Here is a 15081-nt window from a genome sequence, read left to right as displayed (position 1 = left end):
TGCGTGATGCATCAATGCGTGTCGTGCAGCGGCTGCGGACGCCACTTGGCGAGGCGGTGCTCGATGAAGGTCATCACGTATTCGGCCGTCAGCGCCACGATCATGATGATGACGATCGCCGCATACATGCCGGCCGCGTCGAACGAGCCCTTGGCCACCGAGATCAAGAGGCCAATGCCGTAGCGCGAGCCGACGAACTCGCCGACGATGGCGCCGACGATGGCGAAGCCGAACGACACGTGCAGCGAGGCGAAGATCCAGCTCATCGCCGAGGGCACGATCACCGACCAGGTGAGCTGCCAGGGCGAGGCGCCGAGGATCTGCGCATTGGCGATCATGTTGCGGTCGGCCTCGCGGACGCCCTGGAAGGCGTTCGAGAACACGACGAAGAACACCATGACGAAGGAGAGCGCCACCTTCGAGCCGAGTCCGAGGCCGAACAGCATGATGAAGATCGGTGCCAGCACCACGCGCGGGATCGAGTTGATCACCTTGATGTAGACCGAGAAGATGTCGGCCAGCATCCGGTTGCGGCCGAGCGCGATGCCGACCACCACGCCGCCGACCGAGCCGGTCACGAAGCCGATCAGGCTCTCCAGCATGGTGATGTAGAGGTGATACCAGAGCGAGCCTTCTGACGTGCCCTCGGTGATCCAGTCGTAGAGCCGCATCACGATCGCGGACGGCGAGGAATAGAAGAAGGCGTCGATCTTGCCGGTCTGCGCGCCGAGTTCCCAGCCGCCGAGCAGCGCGGCGAGGATCGCGAAGCGCCAGAAGATCACCATGTTGTCGCGGTGGCGGCGCGCGGCGCGCGCGGCCGCTTCGATTTCGGCGTCGGAGGTGCCGGGGCGGGCGACCGCGGCTTCGGAGAGGATGGCTGCGTCGGACATGGGGGCTCTCTCCTCAGGCGGCGTTGCGCTGGTAGGCGCGCGTGACCTCGTCGCGGAGGTCGGCCCAGATCGTGTGGCTGAGTTCGATGAAGTGCTTTTCGTAGCGGATCTCGCTGACGACGCGCGGCCGCGGGATGTCGATCGGGTAGATCGACTTCACGGTCGCAGGTCCCGAGGTCAGCACATAGACCTTGTCGGCGAGCGCGATCGCCTCTTCGAGGTCATGGGTGACGAACACCACCGAGGCGCCCGACGACGACCAGAGCTTCAGGAGCTCCTCGTGCATGACCACGCGGGTCTGCACGTCGAGCGCCGAGAACGGCTCGTCCATGAGCAGGATCTCCGGGCCGTTGATGAAGGTCTGCGCCAGCGAGACGCGCTTCCTCATGCCGCCCGAGAGCTGATGCGGATAGTGCTTCTCGAAGCCGGTGAGCCCGACCTTGGCGAGCCAGGCGCGCGCATCGGCCTCGGCCTTGTCCTTCGGCACCCCACGGAAGCGCGGGCCGGCCATGACATTGTCGATCACCGAGCGCCACGGGAACAGCGCGTCGGTCTGGAACGCGAAGCCGATGCGCCGGTCGATGCCGTCGACCGGCTGGCCGTAGAGGCGGACCTCGCCCGACGACGGCTTGGCGAGGCCGGTGATCAGGTTCAGCGTCGTCGACTTGCCGCAGCCGGTCGGGCCGACGACGGCGACGAACTCGCCGCGCGCGACGGTCATGGTGAAGTCGCGGATCGCGGTCAGCGACTTGCCTTCGGGGGTCAGGAAGCGGCGGCTGACGTTGATCAGCTCGATCGCCGGGGTCTGAACTGCCGGGGTCTGGGCGTCTCGTGCGGACATGGCTCCTCCGGGGCCCGGATCGACGGGCCGTGTCACGGATCGGGAAATGGGGAGGGGGAGGACGCGGCCGGTCGCGCGGGCGGCGGGACCGGCCGGTCGCCTTACTTGGCGGCCTTCACGAACTGCGTCGTGTAGGTCTTCTCGAGGTCGATGCGCTTGCCCTGGACGTTCTTGGAGAACGACGACAGCACCGCGAGCACGGTCTCCGGGCCGCCCGCCGGCATCACGCCGTCGGCGGTGAACATCGCCTTACCGTCGTCGAGCGCCTTGATGTACATGTCCTTGTCGCCGGCGTAGTAGTCCTTCGGCATCTTCTCGGCGATTTCGGCGCCGGAATGGGTCGCGATGAACTTCAACGTCTTGACCATCGCGTTGGCGAGCTTCTGGACTTCTTCCTTGTGCGTCTCGACATAGGCCGTCGACATGTAGAGCGACGCGGCCGGATAGGTGCCGCCGAGCGCTTCCTTGGTCTTCTCGACGGTGCGCATGTCGATCAGGATCGCGGCCTCGCCGGTCTTGAGCATGCGCGAGATGGTCGGCTCGGTGGTCATGCCGGCCTGGATCTTGTCCTGCTGCATGGCGGCGATGAAGGTCGCGCCCGCGCCGACCGGCAGCGTGGTGAACTCGCCCGGCTTGATGCCGTGCTTCATGGCCAGATACTGGGTCAGGAAGTTGGTCGAGGAGCCGAGCCCGGTGACGCCGAGGCTCTTGCCCTTGAAGTCGGCGGCCGACTTGATCTCGGGATGCTTGGTCGAGACGAGCTCGACCTCGCCCGGCGCCTGGCTGAACTGGACGACCGACTGGACGAACTTGCCCTTGGCCTGCAGGTCGATGCAGTGATCGTAGAAGCCGACGACGGCCTGGACGTTGCCGGCGAGCAGCTCGTTCTCGGCATCGACGCCCGACGGCTCGCTCAGAACCTCGACCTCCAGCCCCTCATCCTTGAAGTAGCCGAGGCGCTCGGCGAGCTTGGCCGGCAGGTAGATCTGCTTCTCGACGCCGCCGACCATGATGGTGATCTTGTCGAGCGCCGCGGCGGGCGTGGCGAAGCCGGCGAGGGTGCCCGCGAGGGCGAGGACGGCGAAAGGCGTGGCGCGCAGGCGCATGAAATCTCTCCTCGATCGTTCCCGAACCTTCCCACGCTCGGCGCCACCACGGCATCCGTCGTTTTTCCCCGGCAGCGCCGGTCGAAAGGCATCTGATCGATTAGATAGCGCCTTCAGCTTTCATTAGGCTTTCATCCGTGAAAGCTTGACGGGGAAGTTCGCGCCGCCAAAAGGGATCCATGGACCAGACCCTGACCTTGATCGACATCGCCATCCGCCTCGTCGCCGCTGCCGTGCTCGGCGGCATCATCGGGCTCGATCGCAACCTGCACGCCAAGTCGACCGGCATCCGGACCCACGGCCTCGTTGCGGTCGGCTCGGCCTTCGTGGTGGTGATCGGGGCGAGCGTCGATGGCGCGATCGATCAGGATTCGGTCGCGCGCATCGCGCAAGGCATTCTGGCCGGCATCGGCTTCCTCGGCGCGGGCGTGATCCTGCGCAATACCGACGGCGGCAAGGTGCATGGGCTGACCACGGCCGCCTCGATCTGGGCGACGGCGGCGGTCGGTGTCGGCTGCGCGGTCGGCCAGATCGGCGCGACCGCGCTCGCCACCGCGACGATGCTCACCGTCGTGCTGCTCGGCGGCAAGACCGAACGGGCGCTCCGCCGCTTCCTCGCCCGCCACGGCCTCGACGAGAAGCCGTTGCCCGAGGAGACGCCCGCCCCTCCCTTGTCGGAGACGCCGGAGCGGTATGATGCGATCCGGCGCAATCCGACCGACTGAGCCTCAGCGGCCGTAGGTCGCCGTGATGGTGGCCGAGCCGAGCGCATTGGCGTTGGTCATGAAGCCGATCAGCGCGGCGCTGGCGTCGGCGTCGACGCCGAGCTTCTCGACCTTGAGCGCCGTGACCTTGAAGATGTAGCGATGCGGCGCGCCGGGTGGCGGGCAGGCGCCGCCGAAGCCGGCCTTGCCGTAGTCGTTGCGCGCCTGGACTGTCCCGGCCGGCATGCCGCCGGCGGTGCCTGCGCCGCGTGCGAGCCCGGACGTCGACGCCGGCAAGTCGAACGCGACCCAATGCCACCAGCCCGAACCGGTCGGCGCATCCGGATCATAGGCGGTCACGACGAAGCTCTTGGTCCCGGCCGGCGCGCCGCTCCAGCTCAGCGCCGGCGAGGTGTTGCCGCCGGTGCAGCCGAAGCCGGAGAACACCTGCGCCTCGGCAAGCGGCTTGCCTTCGGCGATGTCGGGGCTGGTCAGCCGGAAGCCGTCGGCGCGGGCCGTGCCTGCGGTCGACAGCGGCACGGCGGCGAAGAACGCGACGGCTGCAGCTAAGGCATTGAGTTTCATGGTTCGATCCCCGTGGTTGGAACGGGGCCGATCCTGTCACTCGACCATCGCCGCTGCCGCTCCGTCGCGCTCAATCGTTGTGCCGATCCGCTCACGCGCGTCGCTGCGCTGCCGGATCGCTGAGGGCGGCAGGTCGAACCGGGCTTTGAAACGGGCCGCGAAGCGCGAGGGCGAATCGTAGCCGACGTCGAGCGCGATCGCGGTGATCGGCGCGGCTGTCGTCTGCAGCCGGTCGAGCGCGACGCTCATGCGCGTATCGGTGACGAGATCGGTCAGCGACGTCCCCTCGTCGGCGAGACGGCGCCGCAAGGTCGCCGCGCTCATCGCCAGACCGCGGCGGGCGAGATGATCGAGCACCGCCTCGGTGTGCCAGTCGCGCGCGGGATCGGCGATCAGGGCCCGGCGGATCGCCACCGCGACCGAGGTCCGGCCGAGATCGCCGAGCGCGACGCCGGCCGCTGCGATCCAGAGCAGCAGCTCCCGGGCCCAATGGCCTCTGAGCGCGGCTGGCAGGTCGGTCGTCGGATCCGCGGCGGCCCGGCAGCGCTCCAGGCAATCGCCGACGCCGGCCGCCGTCGTGATCCGGCCGAAGCTCCGGGCGTTCGGCACGACAGGATCGATCCCGGCATGTTCGGTGAAGGTGAAGACTTCGGCGCGATAGATATCGTCGGGCGGCGTCAGGTTGGTCACGTCGACGGCCGTCCCGCCGCTGAGCGCGACCGCTTCGCCGACGCCGGCGCGGATCGGCTCGGCGCCCTCCACCGCGATCTGTTTCACCCCGCTGCGCACCACGATCAGCGCGGGATGCGCGATGAACAGGCGCCGGAACGATCCCGCCGAGGCCTGCCGGACCTGGCCGTGCAGAATGGGCAGCGCGGGTTCGGTGGCGAGCGGGGCGGGAAGCAGATGGTGGTCGGACACGGGCGAGAAGGCCTTCGAGAGGGACCACGGGACAATGCCTCGGCGCCGCGGCGTTTGCACGTTCGTTCAGGCCGGCGCCGTCGTCGGCACGAACACGCGAACCGCGCGCGGCAGGATACGGAATTCGGCCGGGGTGAAGGTCACGAGCTCGCCGTCGGTGTTGACCGGCCGGTGCTTGCGCGTGCGGACGCGAAACCGTGTGCCCCGCGCGGTGCGCACCTCGCGCCACAGACCGTGCCGGCCCGCCCGGAACGACGGCAGCATCAGGGCCAGCTTCCAGACCGCCTTCATCTCGAGGCTGTAGAGATCGAGATGACCGTCGTCGATCATGGCATCGTCGGTCACGGCCATGCCGCCGCCGTAGTAGCGGCCGTTGCCGACTGCGATCTGCAGCGTCTTCACGCGCACATGCGCGCCGCCCTCTTCGGTGATCTCGGCATGGAACGGCCGCGCGGCGACCAGCGTGCGCAGCGCGGCGAGGGCGTAGGAGAGGCGGCCGAAGCGGCGCTTGTCCTCGCCCGAGAGCCGCCGCGCCAGTTCGGCCGAGAGCCCTAGGCTCGCGACGTTGAAGAACGGGTGGCCGTTGACCTCGCCGAGATCGATCGGCGTCACACCGCCGGCCGCGATCACGTCCGCGGCGGCGGCGAGATCGACCGGCAGGCCGAGCGTGCGGGCGAGATCGTTGGCGGTACCGGCCGGCAGCACGCCGAGCGGCAGGTGCGTCTCGATGATGGCGGGGGCGGCGGCGTTCATCGTGCCGTCGCCGCCGGCGACCACGACCGCATCGACCCGGTCGCGCGCGTCTCGGATCGCCTCGGCCATGTCGGAAGGCCCGTCCGGGCGGACCAGTTCATGGCCGATACCGGCGGCATCGAAGCGCTCCAGCGCGGCATCGAGCGGGCCGCCGCCATTGCGGCTCTTGGCATTGGCGACGACGAGCAGGCGGCTCGGGCGTTCGATCCGGGTCGCATGCATGAGCTGCGGCTCTCCTCCGTCGTCCTCGATGTCTCCGATATCGGTATCGAGCCGAAGGTTTCAACCCGCGGGCCGTCATGTCGCCGCCGCCGGCGACGACCCGAGGCGCGGTGCGCAGGGGAGGGGCGGCGGTCCGAATGCTGCGCCCCGTCCCGAAAGCTCAGAGCAGCGACCGGATCAAGGCGTAGGTCGCCCGCACCCGCGCCTCGTTCGGATAGCTCCGGTTCGCCAGGACCACGATGCCGAGATCTTCCGACGGGACCAGAACGACATAGGCTCCGAAGCCGTTGGTCGAGCCGGTCTTGTTGAGGATCACGTCCTTGGCCGGCGGCAGCGGCGGCTCGATCCGTGTCACCGGCAGCGGCTTCAGGATGAAATCGTAGCTGTTGCCGGCCGCCATGGTCTCGACATCGACGGGCCAGGGGTACTGTTCCCAGACCATGTCCTGGGTGAACCTCGACGTCTGGAATTGACCTTGCCGCGTGCGCGCAATCGCCGACTTCAGGTTCGGCGACGGCGTGCCGTGGCCGAGTTCGACGTCGAGCAGCTTCAGCATGTCGCGCGCGCTCGACCGGACGCCGTAGGCCTCGGCGTCGAGCACGCCTGCGCCGGCCCGGATCGGCTTGTCGGTCTTGCGGTCGTAGCCGAAGGCGTAGCGATCCATGGCCTTGGCCGGTACGTCGATCCAGGTGTCGGTCAGCCCGAGCTCGGGCAGCAGCACGTCCTGGAACGCCCGGCGATAGCTCGTGCCCATCGCCTTGGCGGTGATGTGGCCGAGCAGGCCGATGCTGATGTTCGAGTAGCTGCGGGCGCCCGGCACCGGCGGCCGCCAGATCTTCAGCCAGTCCACGAGCTGATCGGTGTTGCGAGCCTCGTTCGGCACCTGCAGCGGCAGCCCGCCCGAATGATGGGTGGCGAGGTCCATGAGCGTCATGGCGTCGCCGATCGTGCAGGCGTCGGCGCAGACGTGATGGGCGACCGTGTCGCCGAGCGACAGCTTGCCGCGCCGCTCGGCGAGCGCGGCAAGCGTGACGTTGAAGATCTTGCTGACCGATCCGAGCTCGAACAGGGTGTCGGGCGTCGCCGGCCGGTTGTCGGCCCGCGATGCGAGACCGGTCGCGAAGAAGCGATGCTGGCCGTGATGGGTCACGCCGATCACCAGGCCGGGGATCTTGTACTCTGCGATCGGCCCGGCCAAGGCGGCGCGGGCCTTCGCATCGAAGTCGTCTTCAGCCGCAGCCGCAGGCACTGTCAAGGCACAGGCAAACAGCGTGCAGGCGACCGAAGCGCCGGTTGCCCATGTTGCGATTTTCATTGGATGAAGCCCTCGTCCATCGTCGCCGCCTCGGGTGTCGACCCACCGTCGCCCGGCCTCGCGGACGACGGTGGATCGGCATTGAGACGATCGCGCGACGGGCGCGGGCCGACGTCGAACTCAGCTGTAGACGACCAGCAGATCCTTCGCATCGATGGCAGAGCCGGCGTTGACCAGCACCTCGGCGATGGTGCCGTCGCGCTCGGCGTGGATGGCGGTCTCCATCTTCATCGCCTCGATCGACAGGAGCACGTCGCCGGTCTTGACCGTCTGGCCGACCTTGACCGCGACCGTCGAGATCACGCCCGGCATCGGCGCGGCGACGTGGTTGGCGTTGCCCTCGTCGGCCTTGCGCCGCGCCACGACCTTCGCCGCCACCGAGCGGTTCGGCACCTTGATGATGCGCGGCTGGCCGTTCAGCTCGAAGAAGACCTTGACCTGACCCTCCTCGTCGACGTCGCCGATCGCCTGACAGAGCACGACCAGCGTCTTGCCCTTCTCCAGGTCGACCATCACCTCGTCGCCCGCCTTCAGCCCGTAGAAATAGACCGGCGTCGGCAGCGCGGAGGTCGGACCGTAGAGGTCCTGCATGCGCTGGAAGTCGGTGTAGACCTTCGGGAACATGATGTAGGAGGCGAGATCGTCGTCGGAGATGTCGGCCGGCGTCTTGCCGATCTTCTGCGCGGCCTCGGCCCTGATGGCCTCGAGATCCGCCGGCTTCATCAGCGCGCCGGGCCGCTCGGTGTAGGGCGTCTGGCCCTTGAGGATCTTGGCCTGCAGCGCCTTCGGCCAGCCACCCGGCGGCTGACCGAGGTCGCCGCGGAACAGCTGCACGACCGAATCCGGGAAGGCGACGTCCTTGTCCGGATTCTCGACGTCCTCGGCCGTGACGCCCGAGGCGACCATCGCGAGTGCCATGTCGCCGACCACCTTCGAGGTCGGCGTCACCTTGACGATGTCGCCGAACAGCCGGTTCACGTCGGCATAGGTCTGCGCCACCTCGTGCCAGCGGCTCTCCAGGCCGAGCGAACGGGCCTGTTCCTTGAGGTTGGTGAACTGCCCGCCCGGCATTTCGTGCAGGTAGACCTCCGAAGCGCCGGCGCGCAGTTCGCTCTCGAAGGCGCGGTACTGGTTGCGCACCGCCTCCCAGTAGAACGACAGCTTCCGGACCACGCCCGGATCGATGCCGGTGTCGCGCTCGGAGCCCTTCAGCGCCTCGACGATCGAGCCGAGGCAGGGCTGCGAGGTGAGGCCGGAGAGCGAGTCGATCGCCGCATCGACCGCGTCGACACCGGCATCGACCGCCGCCAGAACCGAAGCCGCCGCGATGCCGGACGTGTCGTGGGTGTGGAAGTGGATCGGGATCTGGATCTCGTTCTTCAGCGCCTTGAACAGCACGCGGGCAGCGGCCGGCTTGAGCAAGCCCGCCATGTCCTTGATGCCGATGATATGGGCGCCGGAGCGCTCCAGCTCCTTGGCGAGGTCGACATAGTACTTGAGCGAGTACTTGGCCCGCTGCGCGTCGAGGATGTCGCCGGTGTAGCAGACCGCGGCCTCGGCGAGCTTGCCCTCTGAAGCGACCGCGTCGATGCCCGGCTTGATGTTCTCGATCCAGTTCAGTGCGTCGAACACGCGGAACAGGTCGATGCCGCCCGCCGCCGCGCGCCGGACGAAGAACTTCACGACATTGTCGGGGTAGTTGGCATAGCCGACGCCGTTCGCCCCGCGCAGCAGCATCTGCAAGAGGATGTTCGGCGCCTTCTCGCGGATCTCGTGCAGCCGCTCCCAGGGATCCTCGGTCAGGAAGCGCATCGCGACGTCGAAGGTCGCGCCGCCCCAGCATTCGAGCGACAGGAGCTCAGGCATGCCGCGCGCATAGGCGTCGGCCGCCGCGACGATGTCGAACGAGCGCATGCGGGTGGCGAGCAGCGACTGGTGCGCGTCGCGCATGGTCGTGTCGGTGACCAGCACGCGCTTTTCGCCGAGCATCCACTGCGCGAAGCCGGCCGGACCGAGCTGTTCGAGCTTCTGGCGCGTGCCGGCCTCGATCGGCGCCTCGAAGCGCGGCGGCACCGGCTCGGCAGCCTCCGGATTGGGCAGCGCACGGCCGCGCACCTCCGGATGGCCGTTGACGGTGACATCGGCGACGAAGGTCAGGAGCTTGGTCGCCCGGTCGCGCCGCTTGGCGCCCTGGAATAGCTCCGGCGTCTCGTCGATGAAGCGGGTCGTGTACTGGTTCGTCTTGAATTTCTCGTGGCCGATAACGTTCTCGAGGAAGGTCAGGTTGGTCGCGACGCCGCGGATGCGGAACTCGCGCAGCGCACGATCCATGCGCGCGATCGCCTCGATCGGCGTCGGCGCCCAGGCCGTGACCTTCTCGAGCATCGGGTCGTAGAAGCGGGTAATCACCGCGCCGGAATAGGCGGTGCCGCCGTCGAGCCGGATGCCGAAGCCGAGCGCGCCGCGATAGGCGGTGATGCGGCCGTAGTCGGGGACGAAGTTGTTCTCCGGATCCTCGGTGGTGATGCGGCATTGCAGGGCGTGGCCGTTGAGGCGGATGTCCGCCTGTGCCGGCACGCCGGAGCTCGCCGTGCCGATCGCCTCGCCCTCGATGACGTGGATCTGCGCCTTGACGATGTCGATGCCGGTGACGACCTCGGTCACCGTGTGCTCGACCTGGATGCGCGGATTGACCTCGATGAAGTAGAACTGCCCGGTGTCGGCATCCATCAGGAATTCGACGGTGCCGGCGCAGACATAATTGGTCGCCTTGGCGATCTTGATTGCGTAGTCGCAGAGTTCGGCGCGCTGCGCGTCCGAGAGATACGGCGCCGGCGCGCGCTCGACGACCTTCTGGTGGCGCCGCTGCACCGAGCAGTCGCGCTCGAACAGATGCACGATGTTACCGTGCCGGTCGCCGAGGATCTGGACCTCGACGTGGCGGGCGCGCTCGACCAGCTTCTCAAGATAGATCTCGTCCTTGCCGAAGGCGGCCTTCGCCTCGCGCTTGGCCGCGGTCACGTCCTTCAGCAGCTGCGCCTCGTCGCGGATCACGCGCATGCCGCGGCCACCGCCGCCCCACGACGCCTTCAGCATCACCGGATAGCCGATGCGCGCGGCCTCGGCCTTCACGGCATCGAGGTCGTCCGGCAGCGGCTCGGTCGCCGGCATGACCGGCACACCGACCGAGATCGCCAGATTGCGCGCCGCAACCTTGTTGCCGAGCATGCGCATGGTGTCGGCCGAGGGGCCGACGAAGGTGATGCCGGCGGCCGCGCAGGCCTCGGCGAATTCCGGGCTCTCGGACAGGAGGCCGTAGCCCGGATGGATCGCGTCGGCGCCGGAGAGCTTGGCGACGCGGATGACCTCCGGTATCGACAGATAGGCCTCGATCGGGCCCATGCCTTTGCCGACCTGATAGGCCTCGTCGGCCTTGAACCGGTGCAGCGCGAGTTTGTCTTCCTCAGCGAAGATGGCCACGGTCTCGAGGCCGAGTTCGTTGGCCGCGCGGAACACGCGGATTGCGATCTCGGAGCGGTTGGCGACGAGGAGCTTCTTGATCTTCGGCACTGGCTGATCCGTCTACTAATCGATTGAACGGGTAGGCAGGAGTCCGGGGACGCACGGTCTCCGGCCGCGGTCGCCCGACGGCCGGCCGGCATACCCACGTCGACGATGCAAGATTCGTGTCCGCGGGGCCGGGCACCCGGCAACGCTGACGGGTGGAATGCGCATGGGGCCCTCGAATCGGTGCCGAACCGGAGGTCGGCGCGCGAAACGCGGCCCGGGGGACGGGACAGCCCGCTGCACCGCGCCGCAGCATTCTCTCCCGGGCCGGCAAGGAACGGGATGGCGCGGCGAATTGCAAGCGCCATGCTGCATTTTTCATAGGCATTTCAGTGCACGCCGCCGTTCCCGTCGGCATGGGCCGGAGGGGCACGCCGCTCCGCGCCGCGGCTTTGCTCGGGCTTAGTGCCTCGGTCGCTCGCTCGCGGCCTCAGGGTGTTCGGAGAGCAGATGGCGCAGCGCCATCAGCAGCCGGCCGGCATGCTCGACGTCGCCGTCGTCGAGTGCGGCACGGATGTCCTCGATGATCATGTCGCGGATGCGCGCGGCGCCCTTGTCCATGTGGACCAGGTAGTTGCCGAGCGCGGCGGCGGCGACATCGGGGATATGCTCGTGTTCGGCGATGGCTGCGACCTCGTCTTCGGTCAGGTCGCAGAGCCCGATGATGTCTTCCCTGGAGATCATGGCCTCACCCTCCCGCGGACCATTCCGACGCGAAATATCCGCCGATCGAGGCGACGCCGCCTTGATGCCGCGCAAAGGCGCGCGTATTCGGCGAGCCGGATGACCACGGGCCGGCGAGGGGCCGGCCGAGGCTGCGAGGGACGGGCGATGGACGATCCGGTGTTGGTGGAAGTCATGCGCGGCGGCGCGGTCGAGAGCCGCCACCGGATCGCGCTGGTCGTCTCCGACGCAGAAGGCCGGCCGCTGGTCGCGCTCGGCGATGTCGCGCGGCCGGTGTTCCCGCGTTCGGCCGTCAAGGTGATCCAGGCGCTGCCGGTGGTCGAATCCGGGGCGGCCGATGCCTATGGCTTCGGCGCGCGCGAGATCGCGCTGTCGACCGCCTCGCACAATGGCGAGGTGTTCCATGTCGAGACCGCGGCCGCCATGCTCGCCCGCGCCGGCAAGGCCGAGCCTGATCTCGAATGCGGCGCCCATTGGCCGAACCGCGAGGACGACCACGGCCTGATCCATCGCACGACCGGCAAGCCGACGCAGTTGCACAACAACTGTTCGGGCAAGCACGCCGGTTTCGTCTGCTTCGCCTGCCACACCGGCCTCGATCCGCGCGGCTATGTCGGGCGCGACCATCCGGTCCAGCGCATGATCGAGGCCGCGCTCGCCGACGTCACGCGGACGGATCTTGCCAAGGTGCCGGTCGGCACCGACGGCTGCGCGATCCCGACCTATGCGATCCCGCTCGCGGCGCTCGCCACCGGCTTCGCGCGGCTCGCGACCGGCATCGGCCTCGCGCCCGAACGCGGCCGGGCGGCGGCCCGCATTCTCGAGGCCTGCATCGCCGAGCCGCAGATGATCGCCGGCACAGACCGCTTCGACACCGACTTCATCCGCGCCATCGACGGCGCGGCCTATGTGAAGGTCGGCGCGGAGGGCGTCTATTGCGCGGCCTTCCCGAAGCTCGGCCTCGGCGTGGCGCTGAAATGCGCCGATGGCCATCCGCGCGCGGCGGAAGTGGCGATGGCCACCGTCGCGGCACACCTGCTCGGCCGCCGCGACGATCCGGCGCTCGCGCGGTTCCTGACCCCGGAATTGAAGAACTGGAACGGCACGCTGGTCGGCGGCCTGCGCCCGACCGCTGAATTCGAGGCAGCGGTGCGGTCGCTCGCCGCCTGAGATGACGGCCAGCCGCGGATCGCCGGATGAGCTTGCCGGTTATTTCGCGATCCGGTTGCCGCTGATCGTCAGGTGCTTCGGCACGTCCGCGCCGGGCGAGCCGAGTTCGCCGGTCGCCATGTCGTGCCAGCGGAAGCCGACGATGCCGCCGCGCTTGGTGCCGTGGATGATGTTCTGCGCGATCAGCGTGTCGCGCGCCCCCTCGACCACGCTCACGGCGATGCCCACCCCGGCGTCGCGGATCAGGTTGCCGGTCACGGTCACGTCGCGCAGATAGGGGCCCCAGCCGAGCAGCATGCCGAACAGCGGCGCGCCCTCGATCGTGTTGCCGGTCACGGTCGTGTCGGCCTCCACGACGATGCCGATGCCGAACATCGGCTGCTTGACCTCGTAGGGCGGCACGGTGGTCAGGTTCCGGATCAGGTTGCCCTGCACGACGGCGAGCCGGCCGCCCTGCAGAAAATTCGCGACCGAGATGCCGCAGGTCGCGCCGTCGACGAGATTGTCGGCGATCAACGCGCCCTGGAACTCGTACTCCGAATAGATCGCCACCTCGCCGGAGTTCCGGCAGTGGTTGCCGACGATCTGCACGTCCGAACCGGTGTTGGAGCGGATCGCCGACAGCGCGCAGTCGGTGATTTTGTTGCCGGTGATCTGGACGTTGCCGGCCTTGAAGATGTTGATGCCGTTGCCGACCTGGCCCGTGCCGCCGGAGCGGGCCCGGATCCGCTCGATCCGGTTGCCGGCGACGATCGTACCGTCGTCGCCGGGGGCCGACCGATGCACCAGGATGCCGCCATCGGCGCAGTCGGCGACGGTATTGGCGCGGATCGCGAGACCCTTGGCCTCGCGCGAGATGATGCCGAACTCGAAGTTGGTCGCGAGCCGATTGTTCTCGATCCGCCCGCCGCAGGCCTCCAGCGCCAGCGCGCTGCGCGTGCTCTTGCCGATCGCGCAGTCCTCGATGACGAGGTCCTCGACCGCGCGGGCGACGACCACGCCGGGCTCGTTGCCCATCAGCCGATCGGCGCCGTCGATGTCGAGCCCGACCAGCGCCGCGCGCCGGAGCCGCTCGGCCGTGAACACCGGCCGGTCGGCGCTCGAGCGCAGGCGGGTGAAGCGTGGTTCGCCGGCGATGCGCGCGCCGTCGGGCAGGCGGATGCCGCCGATCTCGTAGCGCCCCGGTGCGAGCACGAGCGGCCGCCCGGCCGCGGTCGCCCGGTCGAGCGCCGCCTGAAAGGCCCGCGACTGGTCCTCCGGCACATTCGGCTTCAGCGACGGTTCGGGCGCGGCTGCCGCCCAGAGCGGTCGCGTGCGGAGACCCACGAGCGCGGCGGCCGAGGCAACGAGAAGGGCACGACGGGAGAGCAAGCGGATGGCTCCAAGGTGATATGCGGAGTTTATCGCACACCCCTGAACAACCGCTTATAGCAAGTCGCTCGTTGACGCTGAGACAGGGAATCAATCATTGATTGATCTGTATCGGTGATACTCTCTGGCGGGGCGGAAACTTGCAGCAGGACGAGCAGACGGTTCGCGCCTACGTTGGACGCCGATCCTACGCCATGCACCTAGCGCGCGCGAAGAAGACCGGGCTCATGGACCACGTCCAGGAGTTGTCTGACGCCGAAGCCGTTGCCCTGATCTGGTACACGTCCAAAAAGAGTGCGCTGTTCCTGAAACGAATGCGAAGCGGCGCTTCACGTCGTGATGATCAGGCCTTCTCACTGGTTCTGTCGAGCGCCTGCGCAAAGCTCCCGCCATTCGAAGGTGCTATCGTCTACCGCGTGATCAAGCTGGCCGAGCACGAGTTTGCGCCGTTCGTGGCCAAATACCGGGCCGGGGAGGTGGTCCAATGGCCGACGTTCAGCAGTTGTTCGATGTCGGATCGAACACGCTTCAATGGCAACGTGCTGTTTGCCATCCAGCACAAGACGGGTCGCACGATCGGAAACTACAGTTGGCATCCGGGGGAGAACGAAGTGCTCCTGCCGCCGGGCCGTAGCTTCCGTGTGGAGAGCCTCGTAGTGCCGGAGCAGGGAAGGCTGGAGGTTGAAATCGCAGAAATGTGATGTGGGTCGCCATGAATACAACTGAAGCATGTGGAACTTAGGGCAACGTTAATGATTCGCTCGCAGGGTGGGGATGGTCTAATGTCGATGGAGGAGGCAGTGGGGCGGCGGTACGTCAGGTCCACGGTCCCTGTCGAGGAGGCATCCGTGTCGCGCGTTCGATCTTCTCACAAGGACAAGCAAGCTGAGGCTTCCTCGGCGGCCGAACAGCACGGCAAGCCGAAGCCCATTTCCAAACGTAAGACTGGTCC

13 protein-coding genes are annotated in these 15081 nt (G+C 68.0%); 3 read left to right on the top strand and 10 right to left on the bottom strand.

Going from position 1 to position 15081, the window contains the following annotated elements; all coding sequences use genetic code 11:
• Window positions 1–11: 11 nt before the first annotated feature.
• From ABS361_13025 to ABS361_13015, 3 genes are all read right to left on the bottom strand, one after another.
• The gene (locus ABS361_13025) at window positions 12–890 is read right to left on the bottom strand and encodes an ABC transporter permease (protein XBY43028.1); all 879 of its coding nucleotides are present in this window, start codon (window positions 888–890) and stop codon (window positions 12–14) included.
• Window positions 891–903: 13 nt separating this feature from the next.
• Window positions 904–1731: an ABC transporter ATP-binding protein gene (locus ABS361_13020; protein ID XBY43027.1), complete on the bottom strand. Its 828-nt coding sequence runs from the start codon at window positions 1729–1731 to the stop codon at window positions 904–906.
• Window positions 1732–1832: 101 nt separating this feature from the next.
• Window positions 1833–2837: an ABC transporter substrate-binding protein gene (locus ABS361_13015; protein ID XBY43026.1), complete on the bottom strand. Its 1005-nt coding sequence runs from the start codon at window positions 2835–2837 to the stop codon at window positions 1833–1835.
• A 179-nt stretch (window positions 2838–3016) separates the two neighbouring features.
• On the opposite strand from ABS361_13015, the gene ABS361_13010 reads away from it, so the two are divergent.
• Window positions 3017–3562: an MgtC/SapB family protein gene (locus ABS361_13010; protein XBY43025.1), complete on the top strand. Its 546-nt coding sequence runs from the start codon at window positions 3017–3019 to the stop codon at window positions 3560–3562.
• Window positions 3563–3565: 3 nt separating this feature from the next.
• Here the strand turns inward: ABS361_13010 and ABS361_13005 are convergent, their stop codons facing one another.
• The 6 genes from ABS361_13005 to ABS361_12980 form a co-directional block, all read right to left on the bottom strand.
• A complete protein-coding gene (locus ABS361_13005) occupies window positions 3566–4126 on the bottom strand; it encodes a YbhB/YbcL family Raf kinase inhibitor-like protein (GenBank protein ID XBY43024.1) in 561 nt (186 codons plus the stop codon).
• 36 nt (window positions 4127–4162) lie between these two features.
• Window positions 4163–5047 carry a helix-turn-helix transcriptional regulator gene (locus tag ABS361_13000; protein XBY43023.1) on the bottom strand — a complete coding sequence of 295 codons (885 nt, stop codon included), beginning with the start codon at window positions 5045–5047 and terminating at the stop codon, window positions 4163–4165.
• Between the two features lie 66 nt (window positions 5048–5113).
• Window positions 5114–6022: a lipid kinase gene (locus ABS361_12995; protein XBY43022.1), complete on the bottom strand. Its 909-nt coding sequence runs from the start codon at window positions 6020–6022 to the stop codon at window positions 5114–5116.
• A 160-nt stretch (window positions 6023–6182) separates the two neighbouring features.
• Window positions 6183–7337, bottom strand: a complete 1155-nt coding sequence (ampC, locus tag ABS361_12990; protein ID XBY43021.1) for a class C beta-lactamase — start codon at window positions 7335–7337, stop codon at window positions 6183–6185.
• A 120-nt stretch (window positions 7338–7457) separates the two neighbouring features.
• A complete protein-coding gene (gene pyc, locus ABS361_12985; GenBank protein ID XBY43020.1) occupies window positions 7458–10907 on the bottom strand; it encodes a pyruvate carboxylase in 3450 nt (1149 codons plus the stop codon).
• A 399-nt stretch (window positions 10908–11306) separates the two neighbouring features.
• Window positions 11307–11588 carry a hypothetical protein gene (locus tag ABS361_12980; protein ID XBY43019.1) on the bottom strand — a complete coding sequence of 94 codons (282 nt, stop codon included), beginning with the start codon at window positions 11586–11588 and terminating at the stop codon, window positions 11307–11309.
• Between the two features lie 147 nt (window positions 11589–11735).
• Between ABS361_12980 and ABS361_12975 the strand changes: the two genes are divergently transcribed.
• Complete coding sequence (locus ABS361_12975; GenBank protein ID XBY43018.1) at window positions 11736–12758, top strand: asparaginase; 1023 nt, start codon at window positions 11736–11738, stop codon at window positions 12756–12758.
• A 39-nt stretch (window positions 12759–12797) separates the two neighbouring features.
• On the opposite strand, the gene ABS361_12970 is transcribed toward ABS361_12975, so the two are convergent.
• The gene (locus ABS361_12970; GenBank protein ID XBY43017.1) at window positions 12798–14129 is read right to left on the bottom strand and encodes a TIGR03808 family TAT-translocated repetitive protein; all 1332 of its coding nucleotides are present in this window, start codon (window positions 14127–14129) and stop codon (window positions 12798–12800) included.
• Window positions 14130–14269: 140 nt separating this feature from the next.
• Between ABS361_12970 and ABS361_12965 the strand changes: the two genes are divergently transcribed.
• A complete protein-coding gene (locus tag ABS361_12965; GenBank protein ID XBY43016.1) occupies window positions 14270–14830 on the top strand; it encodes an ADP-ribosyltransferase domain-containing protein in 561 nt (186 codons plus the stop codon).
• The last annotated feature ends 251 nt before the right edge of the window (window positions 14831–15081 follow it).

The sequence above is a fragment of the Ancalomicrobiaceae bacterium S20 genome, from assembly GCA_040269895.1.
Lineage (GTDB): Bacteria > Pseudomonadota > Alphaproteobacteria > Rhizobiales > Ancalomicrobiaceae > Methyloraptor > Methyloraptor flagellatus.
Note: the sequence above shows the minus strand (reverse complement) of the source record. Positions and strands in the feature narration are given on the sequence as shown.

Excerpts from the sequence above, each read along its gene's own strand:
- ABS361_12975 (XBY43018.1), top strand. The coding sequence starts at position 11,736 with ATGGACGATCCGGTGTTGGTGGAAGTCATGCGCGGCGGCGCGGTCGAG.
- ABS361_13015 (XBY43026.1), bottom strand. The coding sequence starts at position 2,837 with ATGCGCCTGCGCGCCACGCCTTTCGCCGTCCTCGCCCTCGCGGGCACC.
- ABS361_13020 (XBY43027.1), bottom strand. The coding sequence starts at position 1,731 with ATGTCCGCACGAGACGCCCAGACCCCGGCAGTTCAGACCCCGGCGATC.
- ampC (XBY43021.1), bottom strand. The coding sequence starts at position 7,337 with ATGAAAATCGCAACATGGGCAACCGGCGCTTCGGTCGCCTGCACGCTG.
- ABS361_12995 (XBY43022.1), bottom strand. The coding sequence starts at position 6,022 with ATGCATGCGACCCGGATCGAACGCCCGAGCCGCCTGCTCGTCGTCGCC.
- ABS361_13005 (XBY43024.1), bottom strand. The coding sequence starts at position 4,126 with ATGAAACTCAATGCCTTAGCTGCAGCCGTCGCGTTCTTCGCCGCCGTG.
- ABS361_13025 (XBY43028.1), bottom strand. The coding sequence starts at position 890 with ATGTCCGACGCAGCCATCCTCTCCGAAGCCGCGGTCGCCCGCCCCGGC.
- ABS361_12980 (XBY43019.1), bottom strand. The coding sequence starts at position 11,588 with ATGATCTCCAGGGAAGACATCATCGGGCTCTGCGACCTGACCGAAGAC.
- ABS361_13010 (XBY43025.1), top strand. The coding sequence starts at position 3,017 with ATGGACCAGACCCTGACCTTGATCGACATCGCCATCCGCCTCGTCGCC.